Origin of the sequence: Sphingoaurantiacus capsulatus, from assembly GCF_042648405.1 — a bacterium.
Lineage (GTDB): Bacteria > Pseudomonadota > Alphaproteobacteria > Sphingomonadales > Sphingomonadaceae > Sphingoaurantiacus > Sphingoaurantiacus capsulatus.
In genome coordinates this window covers 206,640-219,222 of the sequence record NZ_JBHRXV010000003.1, presented here as the reverse complement: position 1 = coordinate 219,222, position 12,583 = coordinate 206,640, and the positions used below count along the sequence as shown (strand labels likewise).

Sequence of the window (12,583 nt, the reverse complement as noted above, 5' to 3'; positions counted from 1 at the left end):
CGCGTTCATTTCGGGCGCGCAAATCTCTCCCTACCGGCGGCCGATGTTCGGGCCGCGCACGGGCGGGGAGAAGCGCGAATGCACAAATCACTTCTGGCGCTGTCGGCGCTCTCGATGATCGGCGCGGTTGTCGCCGCGACCCCGGCGCTTGCGGGCGACCGCGACCGGGTGAGCTATCGCGAGATCCGCCGCGACGTTCGCGAGGTGCGCGAGGAGCGGCGCGACTATCAGCGCGCGTTGCGCTCGGGCGACCGCCGTGAGATTCGCGAGGCACGCCGTGACCTGCGCGGTGCAGAACGTGAGCTTCGGCAGGACCATCGCGACCTGCGGCGCGCGCAGGCCTACCGCGGCGGCGGCTATTATGCCCCGGCCTATTATGGCGGTGGGCCGCAATACGCCTATCGCGGCGACCGGCGCGGCCCGCAGGGTGGCGGCTGGTATGGGCGCGGCGGGCGCTACTACGGCAATGACTATGACCGCTGCCGCAAGGATTCGAACGCCGACGGTACCGTGCTCGGCGCGGTCGCGGGCGGTGTGCTCGGCAACGTCATCGCGCAACAGGGCGACAAGGCGCTCGGTACTGCGATCGGCGCCGGTGTCGGCGGCGTCATCGGCAACCGTATCGACAACGGCAAGGGTGGGCGCCGCTGCTACTGACGCTCGCGATCGAACAAGCCCCCTAGGCCCGCTCATTCCCTGCGCGGGTCCACCGAAGGGCGCCGGCTCCCCCTCCGCCGGCGCCCTTCCTCGTTTTCGAGGCCGTCCGAATTTTCCCGCTTGCGGCCTGCTACAAATGTGGCATGCTACATTTGTAGCAGGAGACGAATCGGGTGATCGGCAACCTTCCGCGACGTGAGCGCGAACTTTTCGAGATCCTGTGCAGTGTCGGCGAGGCCACCGCCGCCGACCTGCGCGAGCGTATGGTCGATCCGCCCAGCTATTCGGCGGTGCGCACCATGATGACGCGCCTCGCCGCCAAGGGCCTCGTCCGCCACCGCGTCGTCGACCAGGCCTATGTCTATCGCAGTGCCCCGCAGGCCGCGCAGGTCAAGGAATCGGCACTCCACCAGATGGTGAAGAATTTTTTCGACGGCTCGGCGGTTAGCGCGGCGACGGCGCTCGTCGGCCTGTCGCGCAACATCGAGACCGATGAGCTCGACGCGCTGCAGCGCGCGATTGACGAAGCGCGGGAGCGGCGGAAATGACCTTCGATCTCACCCCCGATTTCTTCATCGAGATGGCATGGAAGTCGGCGGCGATCAGCGCGCTGGCGCTGGCCGCGCTGACCCTGTTGCGCTCGCGCTCGGCAACCGACCGCGCCGCGGTCGTGCGCCTCGCCGTGCTGCTGCTGCTGGCGCTGCCGGTGATCTCGCTGGCGCTGCCGCGCCTGCAGGTCGAACAGCCGGTCGCCGCCATCGAGACGCGCGAGGCGACGCCGACACCCACCCCGCCCCCCGCCGCCGAAGCGCCGGTCGTCGTACCTGCCGACACCATCGTCGATGTCGGGATGCCCGCCGAGCCGGTGCAGGTCGCGTCACCCGCGCCGCTGCCTGAACCGAAGAAGAAGCTGCCGACCGGCCTGCTGCTGACGCTCGGCTATGTGCTCGGCGCGAGCCTGCTGGTGCTACGCCTGCTTGCCGGGCTGTGGACACTCGGTCGCTGGACCAAGGCCGCCGACCCGGTCGAGGGCCCCGCCTGGACCCGCGCGCTGCAACGCGCCCGCCGCCGCACCGGTGTCGAGATGCCGGTTCGCCTTTTGGTGTCGGCGCACATCAATTCGCCGCTCAGCTGGGGCCTACGCGCCCCGGCCATCCTCATCGACTTCGACACGCTCGATCGCGAAGAGGATGCCGATGCGGTGCTGGCGCACGAGATGGCGCATGTCGCGCGCCGCGACTGGCTGATGCTGATGCTGTCGCGGCTGGTGGTGGCGCTGTTCTGGTTCAACCCGCTGGTGTGGCTGCTCGAACGGGCGCTGGTGCAGCAGTGCGAGGAAGCCGCCGACCTGCGCGCGCTCGGCGATGTCGAGCCGGTGAGCTACGCCCGAACGCTGGTTGCTTGCGGCGCGCATGCCCAGGGGCTTCTGCTGCCCGCCAACCGCATTGCCGGGCAGGGCCTCGCCAAGCGGGTGCGCGCCATTCTTGACGAGAAGGTCCGCGCGACGCCGTCGGGTTCGGCGTGGACGGGCATCGCCATGCTGGTCTGCGTGATCGTCTCCGCGCCGATCGCCGCGCTCGAACTGGTGGCGCCGAAGCCGCCGGCAGCGCCCGTCGCTCCCCGGCCGCCTGTCGCGCCGGCTGCCCTGATGGCTCCGGCAGCGCCACCTGCGCCGCTGGCCCCTATGGCGCCGCCGGCACCGCCCGCGCCGATCGAGGACGCCGACGAGATTACCATGGCGGTCGATGCGGCGCTGGCCAATGCGCAGCGGGACGAGGTCGAGGCTGACACTGCCAGAGCAGCGGCGGACGCTGCCCGCGCCCAGTCGGCCGAAGCGCGCGCACTGGCCGCCGAGGCGCGCATCGAGGCACGCGCTGCCCGGGCGCAGGCAACCGAGGATCGCGCTGCGGCCACCGTCGCGCGGGCCGAAGCTGCGCGCACCGCCGACGTTGCTCGCATCGAGGCCGCCGCTACGCGGATGGCGCTCCAGATCGCCCAGTCGGCCACGCGTGTCGCGGCAACCGCCACCGCTGCGGCTTCTGCGCAGGCCTCTGCCTCGGCTTCGGCTCGCGCGTCGGCTGCCGCCAGGCCGGGGCCGCTGACCGCCGACGATCTGATCGAGATGAAGATCCAGGGCGTCGACGTGCGCTATCTCGCGGAGCTCGCCGAACTGGCGCCGCGCATCCGCTTGTCGGCGAAGGAGATCGTGCAGACGAAAATCCACGGCCTGACGCCGGAGCGGCTGCGCGAGTTCGCCGACGCCGGTTACGCCAGGACGCCGGTCGATGAACTGGTGGCGATGCGCATCCACGGCGTCACCGGCCGCTACATCGCCGAGCTGGCGGCTGCGGGCTACACCGGCATCGACACCGACGACCTCGTCGCGATGCGCATCCACGGCGTCAGCGCCTCGGCGGCGAAGCGCGCGGCTGCCGGCGGTAAGCGGCCGACGCCCGAGGAGCTGGTCGAGATGCAGCTGCGCGGCAAGCTCTAGGCCTGGACGACAAGCGAATTGCCTCACGGCGGCCTGTAGGGCGCGTCGATGGGCGAAGTGTACCCGGCTGCGGCCGGAGAGGAGATGAAGATGTCGAAGAAGCTGATGATCGCTCTCGCCGCGCTGATGCTGGTCTCGCCCGCCGCGGCGGATGTCCCCGAGCGGCTCGATTTCAGCGTCAGCCCGTCGAAGCGCGACGGTCAGGTCCAGCTCTCGCTCCGCTATCGCACCGACCGGTCGGACAGCCGCCATTCGCGGCCGGTGCCGTTCGCCGACCTTCAGGGCCTCAGTGCCGCGCAGCTCGCCTCAACGAGCGGCGGCCCGGCGCGCTTCCGCATTGTCCGTGAGGCAGGGTCGCTCGACTGCAACGGCGTATTCAAGGGCGGTCGCGGCACCGGCGACTGCCGCTTCGCGCCCAACGCCGGCTATGCGGCGCAACTGGCGAAGCGCGGCATCGGCGCACCGACCGAAGACCAGCAGTTCCAGCTCACCATGGTCGGCAGCAGCCTCGCCGATATCGACGAGCTGATGCGCCAAGGCTATCCGCGTCCGCCGGTCGGCCAGATGCTTGAAATGTCGATCCACGGGGTAAACGCGGCCTATCTGCAGCAGCTCGCCAAGGCCGGCTACAACGCCGGCAAGGTCGCGAAGCTCGTCGAGATGCGCATCCACGGCGTGACGCCCGAATTCGCGCTTGAGCTGGCGTCGATCGGCCCCGCCTATCGCAACCTGCCGATCGACCAGCTCGTCGAGATGCGCATCCACGGCGTCACGCCCGACGAAGTCCGCGCTTATGCGAAGGCGGGCTATCCCAACCTGACGCGCAAGCAACTGATCAACATGGCGATCCACAACGTCTCGCCGACCTATGTCAGCGACATGAGGGCGGCCGGCTATCGCAACCTGACGCCCGAGCAGCTGGTCAACATGCGCATCCACGGCGTCAACGCCGAGATGGCACGCGTCGCCCGCACCGCGGTCAGGCAGAACTGAGATGCGGGTGATGAACGGTTTCGGCAGCGTAACTTCGGGGATTGAGAGGCTATCGATGAACCGCTTTGCCGAATGGCTCTTCGATAACCTCCCGCTCGTCTCGATGGTTCTCGTCGCGGTGCTGATCGGCGCGCTGGTCGCGTTCGGTTGATTTAGCCCAGGGCCTGCGCAATCTTGCCGATGATGCCCTGACCGAACGCCTTGCGCAGCGCGAGGCCGGCAACGCCCTCGGCCGCCGCCGCATCGGCGTAAATCAGCCCCATGCCGAAGAACTCGTGCGTGGCGCCGTTCCAGAGGTGGTAGCCGATATCGGTGCCGGCGTCGTCGAGCCGCCGGGCCAGCAACTGCCCCTCGGTGCGCAGCGGGTCGATCTCGGCGGCGATGATCGTCGTCGGCGGCAGGTCGGCGAGGTTCGCCGCGACGAGGTTGATCCGCGGATCGGCGGTCTGTGCCTTGTCCTCGAACACATGGCTGACGAACCATTCCATCATCGGCTTCGACAGCGGTTTGGCGTTGGCGTTCTCAATGTAACTCACCGTGTTCATGTCGTTGCCGGCGACCGGATAGACGAGGATTTGCGCCAGCGGCGCCTGCTCGCCCTCGTCGCGCGCCATGATCGATACGTTGGCGGCGAGGTTGCCGCCGGCGCTCTCGCCCATCACCGCGACGCGGGCCGGGTCGCCGCCGAGGCTGGCGGCGTTCGCCACCACCCATTGGTAGGCGGCCCAGGCGTCCTCATGCGCCGCCGGGAATTTGTGCTCGGGCGCCCGCCGGTAGTGGCAGGACACCACAATGCAGTCGGCGGCCCGCGCCATGGCACGCGGCGTAGAGTCATAATCGTCGAGGTCGGCGATCACCCAGCCGCCGCCGTGCCAATAGACCAGTACCGGCTTCACGCTGTCGCTCTCGGCCTTGCCGTAGAGGCGCGCCTGGATGCCGCCGGCCGGGCCGGGGATGATGAAATCCTTGGTCTCGACGCCGAGCTGCGGCGGCGTTTCCTTGCCGGCCTTCCTGAGCAGCGACAGCACGCCGTCGGCAGGCAGCGGCTGCTGGCGCGCTTCCTCGGGGCTCAGCGTCTCGATCGGCTTCTGGCCGAGCGCGGCCACCTCGTCGAGCACGCGGCTGATGGCGGCGTCAGGCGTGGCGGGCGACTGCGGCGTGGCACCCGCGTCGAGGTCGGTCAGCTTGGACATGGCGAATCCTTTGGAAAGGGGGCGCGAAGAATCCGCGCCCGCCGGAGGTCCGCCACCAACAGGTCAGCCGCGTGGAGGTTCCTAAGTCGGCCTAGCTAAAGCGATTGTCGCGTGGGAAGCCGTTAGGCGGCAGGCGCCCGGCCTGCGATCGGTCGCCCATCCAGTCGGTCAGCACGCTTTCGGTGCGTACCCGGTCGCCCTTGCCGCCCATCTGCCACGACAGGCCATCCGCCAGCCTGAACGCCATGACGTCGGAGAGGCCGCCGTCCTTATACTTCTGGATGGTGACGCCCTGGCCGCGGCTCATCTCGACCACCTGGTTCAATGGGAAGATCAGCAGCTTACGGTTGTCGCCGACCACTGCAATGTGATCGGCGTCTGGCGCGATGGGATGGACGATCTTCAGCTTCGCGCCGGTGCGCGGCGTCATCACCTGCCGGCCCTTCTTGGTCTCGGCGAGCACGTCGGGCGCCGCTACCACGAAGCCCTTGCCGTCGTTCGCTGCGAGCAGCAGCTTCGCGGTCGGCGCGTAGGTGAACAGCGCGACGATCTCGGCGTTCGCCTCCATGTCGACCATGAGGCGGATCGGTTCGCCGAAGCCGCGGCCGCCGGGCAGCCGGTCGGCGCCAAGCGTGTAGAAGCGGCCGTTGTCGGCGGCGACGACGATCTTGTCGGTGGTCTGCGCGTGGAAGGCGAAGGCCGGGCCATCGCCCTCCTTGAACTTCACCGCTTCCGCCGAGGCCAGCTCGACATGGCCCTTCATCGCGCGGATCCAGCCCTTGGCCGACGCAATGACGGTGATCGGCTCGCGCTCGATCATCGCTTCCAGCGGAATGTCGATGACCGATGGCGCCGCGTCGAAGCTGGTGCGGCGGCGGCCGAGCTCGGTCTCGGGGCCGTAGCGGGCGCGGAGCTGCGCGAGGTCGGCTTTCACGCGGTCGCGCTGCTTCCTCGGCGAGTCGAGCAGCGCGCGTAGGCCGCCAGCCTCTTTGGTCAGCGCCTTGTTCTCCTTGCCGATCTCCATTTCCTCGAGCCGGCGCAGGCTGCGCAGCCGCATGTTGAGGATGGCCTCGGCCTGCCGGTCGGTCAGCTCGAAAGTAAGGATCAGCTCCTGCTTCGGCTCGTCCTCCTCGCGGATGATGCGGATCACCTCGTCGAGGTTGAGGTAGGCGATGAGGAAGCCGGCGAGCAGTTCCAGCCGGTCCTCGATCTTCTGCAGCCGGTACTTCGACCGCGCGACCAGTACCTCGATCTGGTGGTCGAGATAGGCGAGCAGCGCGTCCTTCAGCCCCATCACCTTCGGCGTGCGCGTCTTGTCGAGCACGTTGAGGTTCAACGGGAAGCGCACCTCAAGGTCGGTGAGCTTGAACAGGCTTTCCATGAGGACGCCCGGATCGACGTTGCGCGAGCGCGGCTCGAGCACCAGCCGGATTTCGGCGTCGGACTCGTCGCGCACATCCTCGAGGATCGGCAGCTTCTTCTCGGTGACGAGCGCCGCGATCTCCTCGATCAGCTTGCCCTTTTGGACCTGGAACGGGATTTCGCTGATCACGATGTACCAGCCGCCGCCCTTGACCTCGACCTTCTCCCAGCGCGCGCGCAGCCGGAAGGAACCGCGGCCCGTGACATAGGCTTCCCGGATGCCGCCTTGCGATTCGATGCAGACGCCGCCGGTCGGGAAGTCGGGGCCCTGCACGTTGGTCAGCAGCTCATCGACCGTCGTTTCCTCATTGTCGATGAGGAGGGTCGCCGCATCTATCAGCTCGGCGACATTGTGCGGCGGGATCGAGGTCGCCATGCCGACCGCGATGCCGCTGGCGCCGTTGGCGAGGAGATTGGGGAACAGCGCCGGGAAAACCTCGGGCTCCTCGTCCTCGCCGTTGTAGGTGGTGCGGAACGGCACGCAATTCTCGTCGAGCCCGTCCATCAGCTCGGCGGCGGCCGCCGTAAGCCGCGCCTCGGTGTATCGCATCGCCGCGGCGTTATCGCCGTCGATGTTGCCGAAATTGCCCTGCCCGTCGACGAGCGGGTAGCGGAGCGCGAAGGTCTGCGCGAGGCGGACGAGCGCGTCGTAGACCGACTGGTCGCCGTGCGGGTGATATTTGCCGATCACGTCGCCGATGACGCGGGCGCACTTCTTGTAGCCCGACGCCGGGTCGAGCTTCAGCAGCCGCATCGCCCACAGCAGGCGGCGATGCACAGGCTTCAGCCCGTCGCGGACATCGGGCAGCGAGCGCGCGGTGATCGTCGACATCGCATAGACGAGGTAGCGGCCGCTCAGCGCCTCGGCGAACGGTGTCTCGATGATGCGGTCGTGGGAATCGTTCAGTTCGGTCATGGTGCGACGCTTCTAGCAAGCCGCACGGCGATGTGCAGCCGGTTCATTCTTTGTTCTGACGATATCCCGCGCTCAGCCGCGCCAGCAACCGCTCGCGAGCGGCGAGGATGTCGGCCCGCCGGCCACCGTTGAGCAGGTCGCGCTCGAGGAAATAACCGGTGGTGCGGAAGCCGGCGAGAATGTCGGGCCAGTCGGGTGCGGCGTCGGCGCCGGCGAGGAAGGCGGGGAGGGGGAGCAGGCGGTCGGCATAGGGCTGCCCGGCGGCGCGGCTCACCGCTTTCGAGGATTTGGGGCTGACGAAGACGAGGTCGTCGCGGCTGCCGGTCGCCGCGCACTCGCTGAGATCGAGCGCGAAGCCGAGCTGGCTGAGGAGCAGCAGCTCATAGCGCACCAGCCGCGCCGCCCACAGTCGGACGTCCTCGGCATGGTCCATCACCTCGAGCAGCCCGGCGAGCGCGGCGTGGAGCTGCGCATAGGCATGGCCTTCGGGAAGCGTGCTGGCGGTGAGCCCGCACAGCCATTCGACCCCTGGCGCGGTCAGCCGGTCCATCGCCAGCGGCGCGCGCGAGCGCAGCAGTTCGACCGTCGCGGCGGCCAGCTGATCCTCGACGCGCGCGCGCAGGTTCGCCTGCACGAGATTGCCCGGCAGCAGGACGGGGCGCAGCCGGCGCGAGCGACCGCCGCGCACATAGCCGGCGATAAGGCCGCTGGTGGAGGTGAACAGCCGGATGACGGCGCCATGCTCGCCATGCGGCAGCACGGCGCAGACGATGGCGTCGGCGGTCAGGTCCATGGCGTCACTATAGGCGGCGGCGCCGCGCTATTCGACCCAGCCGAGGCCCATGTCGCGATAGACGCCGCGGTCCTCGGCCCAGTCGGGCTTCACCTTGACGTGGAGGAACAGGTGGATGCGGCGGCCGAGTTGCTCCTGCAGTTCCGCCCGCGCCGCGGCGCCGAGCTTCTTGATCTGCGCGCCGCCCTTGCCGAGCACGATCGCCTTCTGCGTCTCGCGCTCGACGAGAATCTGCTGGTGGATGGCAGCGGAACCGTCGCGCCGCTCCTCCCACTTCTCCGTCTCGACGGTGGTCGCATAGGGCAGCTCCTCGTGGAGCTGGCGGTAGATCTGTTCGCGAGTGATCTCGGCCGCCAAGAGCCGCGTGGTCACGTCGGAAACCTGATCGGCGGGGAAATGCCAAGGCCCCTCGGGCGCCGCCGCGGTCAGCTTCGCCTTCAGATCGTCGACACCGTCGCCGGTCTTCGCCGAGATCATGAAGGTTTCGGCGAAGGGCACGCGCTCATTGGCAGCCGTCGCGATCTTCAGCAGCTTTTCCTTCGGCGCCACATCGACCTTGTTGAGCGCCAGCATCTTCGGCTCGGGCCGCTGGGCGATGGCGTCGAGCAGCGACGACACTTCGTCCTTCAGGCCGGCGCGGGCGTCGACGACCAGCACCACCACGTCGGCGCCGGTCGTTCCCTCCCAAGCGGCGCTCACCATCGCGCGGTCGAGCCGGCGGCGCGGCGCGAAGATGCCGGGCGTGTCGACCAGCAGCAATTGCGCGTCACCCTCGATCGCAATGCCGATCAGGCGGGTGCGGGTGGTTTGCACCTTGGGGCTGACGATGGCGACCTTCTGTCCGACCAGCGCGTTGACCAGGGTCGACTTGCCGGCATTGGGGGCGCCGATGACGGCAACGACGCCGCAGCGTTCGGTCTCGGGATTCATGCGGTTAACCTGTCCAGCATCGCCTGCGCCGCCGCAGTCTCCGCTTCCTGTTTGTTGGTGCCGTCGGCCGTGACGGGGTCATGGCCGCGCACCGTGACCTGAACGCGGAAGACCGGGGCATGTTGCGGGCCGGAGCGATCGACGATGGCATATTCGGGGGAGCGCAGCCCGCGGCCATTGGCCCATTCCTGCAGCGCCGACTTGGGGTGCTTCGGTGCCCGCGAGTCGAGCGCCATGTGCGGCGCCCAGGCGCGGCGCACGAAGCTTTCTGCCACGCCGATGCCGCCATCGATGTGGAGCGCGCCGATCATCGCCTCGACGATATCGCCCAGCACATTTTCCGATTGGTGGGCGCGGTCGCCGCGCGCCTGCGCGCCGAGGATGATGTGCGGCACGACGCCGATCTCGCGCGCGACGGCGGCGCAGGTTTCGCGGCTGACCAACTCGGCGAAACGGCGCGACAGCTTGCCTTCGGCCTCGTCGGTCAGGTCGGCGTAGAGCCAGGCGGCGATGACGAAGCCGAGCACGCGGTCGCCGAGAAACTCCAGCCGCTCATAGTCGGGCTTGCCGGCGCTGGCGTGCGTCAGCGCCCGGTCGAGCAGGCGCGGGTCGCGAAAGGCGTGACCGAGCGCGCCGGCGGCCCAGTCCGCGGCCGCCGTCATGCGCTGAAGGTCTTGCCGACCCGATCCCAGCGAATCGCGGTGAACCAGCTGATCGGGTTGAACAGCTTCGCCGAGCCATCGGTCGAGAAGAACATCAGCGAGGCGCGGCCGACGAGATTCTCGTAGGGGACGAAGCCGATACCGTCCTGCGACACGGCATAGCGGCTGTCCGCGCTGTCGTCGCGATTGTCGCCCATCATGAAATAATGGCCCTGCGGCACGACGTAGATGCCGGTGTCGTCGCCCGTCGAGCCGGTGACCTGATCGAGCACGAGGTAGCTGGCGCCGCCGGGCAGCGTTTCGCGATACTGCGGGTAGCGGCAGACCGCCTGGCCGCTCGCGCTGACCGCGCGGAAGCTCGGGCGGCTGAACCCGCCAAGGCAGTCGGTGTTGGGCGTCACCGGCATGACGAGGTCGGCAACGCGCTCCTTTTTCACCGCGGCGCCGTTGATATGCAGCACGCCACTCTTCATCTGGATCAGGTCGCCGGGCAGGCCGATCACCCGTTTGATGAAGTCGGTGCGATTGTCGGCGGGCGTCTTGAACACCGCGATCTCGCCGCGCTGCGGCTCAGCGCCGAGCAGGCGGCCGTCGAACAGCGGCAGGCCGAGCGGCAGCGAGTAGCGGCTGAAGCCGTACGGCCATTTCGACACGAACAGATAGTCGCCGACCCGCAGGCGCGACAGCATCGACTCCGACGGAATGTTGAACGGCTCATAGGCGAAGGAGCGGACGAACAGCGCGATCAGGATCGCGCCGAAGATCGTTTTCACACCTTCCTTGAACGAAGCATAGAGGGTCTCGGTTCGCGCCATGTGCGCGGCGCGCGCCGCCTCTGCTTCGCTCAGCGGGGCGTTGCTGACCTTGGGTTCCGTCATCGCGCGCCACTAGGCGGCGGCTGCCAGGCAAGTCAAGGATAGCGGACGCCGCACCCCCTGCCTTATAGCCGGGGCGAGGAGAGGAGGACACGCATGGACAGCCGGCTGCCGCAGACCCCCGAATGGCAGGCGCTCGCCGCCCACGCCGCGGAGACGCGCAACACGCACATCCTGTCGATGTTCGACGCCGAACAAGATCGCTTGGCGAACCTGTCGATCGATCTCGCGGGGCTGCATTTCGATTTCTCAAAGCTGCGCGCGGATGCGAAGGCGGTCGAGCTGCTCGGCGCGCTGGCGTCAGCGGCCAACCTCGCCGGGTGGCGCGCGAAGCTGCTGGCAGGGGGGGTGGTCAACCCGAGCGAGGGTCGCGCCGCCACCCATGCCGCCGAGCGCAGCGCCAATGCCGATCACGGCAAGATGCGCGACCTGGTCGAAGCCGTGCGCGGCGGGCGGCATGGCGATATCCGATATGTGCTCCACATCGGCATCGGCGGTTCGGCATTGGGGCCGGCGCTGCTGCTCGATGCCCTGGGGCGAAAGGGCGACGGGCCGGAGGTCGCGGTGGTCGCCAATATCGACGGCGTTGCGCTCGAAGAGGCCTGCGCGCGTTTCGATCCGGCGCACACGCTGATCGTGCTCGTCTCGAAGACTTTCACCACGATCGAGACGATGACCAATGCCGCTGGCGCGCTTGACTGGCTGCGCGCCGGCGGCGTCGCCAATCCGGTATCGCGCTGCATCGCAGTGACCGCGGCGCCGGTGAAGGCGGAGGCATTCGGCATTGCAGACGACCGCATACTGCCCTTCGCCGAAACCGTCGGTGGCCGCTATTCGCTGTGGTCGGCGGTCGGCGTGCCGTTCGCCTTGCGCAACGGCTGGGACGCGTTCGCCGCGCTGCTCGCCGGAGCGTCAGCGATGGATGAGCATTTCGCCGAGGCGCCCTTCGCTGGCAATGCGCCCGCGCTCGCCGCCGCGCTCGACATATGGCACGCGACGCTGCTCGGAGCGGAGACACGCGCAGTTTTCGGCTATGATGAGCGACTGCGGCTGCTGCCGTCTTATCTCCAGCAGCTGGAAATGGAGTCGAACGGCAAGCGGGTGACCCGCGATGGCGCCCCTGTTGGCTATCCCACCGGCGCGATCACCTGGGGTGGCGTCGGCACCGACGCGCAGCATGCGGTATTTCAGCTCGTGCATCAGGGCACGCACCTCATACCCGTCGAATTCCTCGCGGTGATCGAGCCCGGCCATGCGCGCGGCGGCACGCATCATCGCCAGCTGCTCGCCAACTGCTTCGCGCAGGGCGCGGCGCTGCTGAAGGGACGCACGCATGAGGAGGCGTTGGCGAAGTCGGGTGGCGATGCCGCGCTGGCCGAGGCGAAGACCTTCCCCGGCAACCGGCCGTCATCGACGATCCTGCTGGACCAGCTCGATCCGAGGACGCTCGGCGCGCTGCTCGCCTTCTACGAGCATCGCACCTTCGCTGCCGCCGTGCTGCTCGGCACCAACCCGTTCGACCAATGGGGCGTCGAGCTGGGCAAGGAGATGGCGAAAGCGCTGGAGGCAGGCGATACGGGCGCGTTCGATCCCTCGACCGCCGATCTGCTGCGCCGCGCGTTCGGTTAGCCGGGGGGAACTGCACGCG

Annotated in this window: 11 protein-coding genes; 5 read left to right on the top strand and 6 right to left on the bottom strand. The window is 68.5% G+C overall.

Annotated elements, in window-relative coordinates:
• The first annotated feature begins 78 nt into the window (after positions 1 to 78).
• The 4 genes from ACFOMD_RS04410 (at position 79) to ACFOMD_RS04395 (ending at position 4,144) form a co-directional block, all read left to right on the top strand.
• Positions 79 to 657, top strand: coding sequence for a glycine zipper 2TM domain-containing protein (locus ACFOMD_RS04410; protein ID WP_380857421.1), 579 nt, complete (start codon positions 79 to 81; stop codon positions 655 to 657).
• Positions 658 to 830: 173 nt separating this feature from the next.
• Positions 831 to 1,205 carry a BlaI/MecI/CopY family transcriptional regulator gene (locus ACFOMD_RS04405; protein ID WP_380857418.1) on the top strand — a complete coding sequence of 125 codons (375 nt, stop codon included), beginning with the start codon at positions 831 to 833 and terminating at the stop codon, positions 1,203 to 1,205.
• Positions 1,202 to 3,151, top strand: coding sequence for a M56 family metallopeptidase (locus tag ACFOMD_RS04400; protein WP_380857415.1), 1,950 nt, complete (start codon positions 1,202 to 1,204; stop codon positions 3,149 to 3,151). The genes ACFOMD_RS04405 and ACFOMD_RS04400 overlap by 4 nt, the downstream gene beginning before the upstream one ends.
• A 90-nt stretch (positions 3,152 to 3,241) precedes the next feature.
• Positions 3,242 to 4,144, top strand: a complete 903-nt coding sequence (locus ACFOMD_RS04395) for a hypothetical protein (protein WP_380857412.1) — start codon at positions 3,242 to 3,244, stop codon at positions 4,142 to 4,144.
• A gap of 152 nt (positions 4,145 to 4,296) precedes the next feature.
• Here ACFOMD_RS04395 and ACFOMD_RS04390 read toward each other — a convergent pair whose 3' ends face one another.
• From ACFOMD_RS04390 to lepB, 6 genes are all read right to left on the bottom strand, one after another.
• A complete protein-coding gene (locus ACFOMD_RS04390) occupies positions 4,297 to 5,337 on the bottom strand; it encodes an alpha/beta hydrolase (RefSeq protein WP_380857409.1) in 1,041 nt (346 codons plus the stop codon).
• Positions 5,338 to 5,428: 91 nt separating this feature from the next.
• A complete protein-coding gene (parC, locus tag ACFOMD_RS04385; protein WP_380857406.1) occupies positions 5,429 to 7,675 on the bottom strand; it encodes a DNA topoisomerase IV subunit A in 2,247 nt (748 codons plus the stop codon).
• A 43-nt stretch (positions 7,676 to 7,718) separates the two neighbouring features.
• A complete protein-coding gene (recO, locus tag ACFOMD_RS04380) occupies positions 7,719 to 8,468 on the bottom strand; it encodes a DNA repair protein RecO (protein WP_380857403.1) in 750 nt (249 codons plus the stop codon).
• 27 nt (positions 8,469 to 8,495) lie between these two features.
• Positions 8,496 to 9,398 (bottom strand): GTPase Era, encoded by a 903-nt coding sequence (era, locus tag ACFOMD_RS04375; protein WP_380857400.1) that lies wholly within the window; start codon positions 9,396 to 9,398, stop codon positions 8,496 to 8,498.
• Positions 9,395 to 10,060: a ribonuclease III gene (gene rnc / locus ACFOMD_RS04370; RefSeq protein ID WP_380857397.1), complete on the bottom strand. Its 666-nt coding sequence runs from the start codon at positions 10,058 to 10,060 to the stop codon at positions 9,395 to 9,397. Before rnc ends, era begins: the two co-directional genes overlap by 4 nt.
• Positions 10,057 to 10,938 (bottom strand): signal peptidase I, encoded by an 882-nt coding sequence (gene lepB, locus ACFOMD_RS04365; protein ID WP_380857394.1) that lies wholly within the window; start codon positions 10,936 to 10,938, stop codon positions 10,057 to 10,059. Before lepB ends, rnc begins: the two co-directional genes overlap by 4 nt.
• A 93-nt stretch (positions 10,939 to 11,031) precedes the next feature.
• On the opposite strand from lepB, the gene pgi reads away from it, so the two are divergent.
• Positions 11,032 to 12,564 (top strand): glucose-6-phosphate isomerase, encoded by a 1,533-nt coding sequence (gene pgi, locus ACFOMD_RS04360; protein WP_380857391.1) that lies wholly within the window; start codon positions 11,032 to 11,034, stop codon positions 12,562 to 12,564.
• Positions 12,565 to 12,583: the final 19 nt, after the last annotated feature.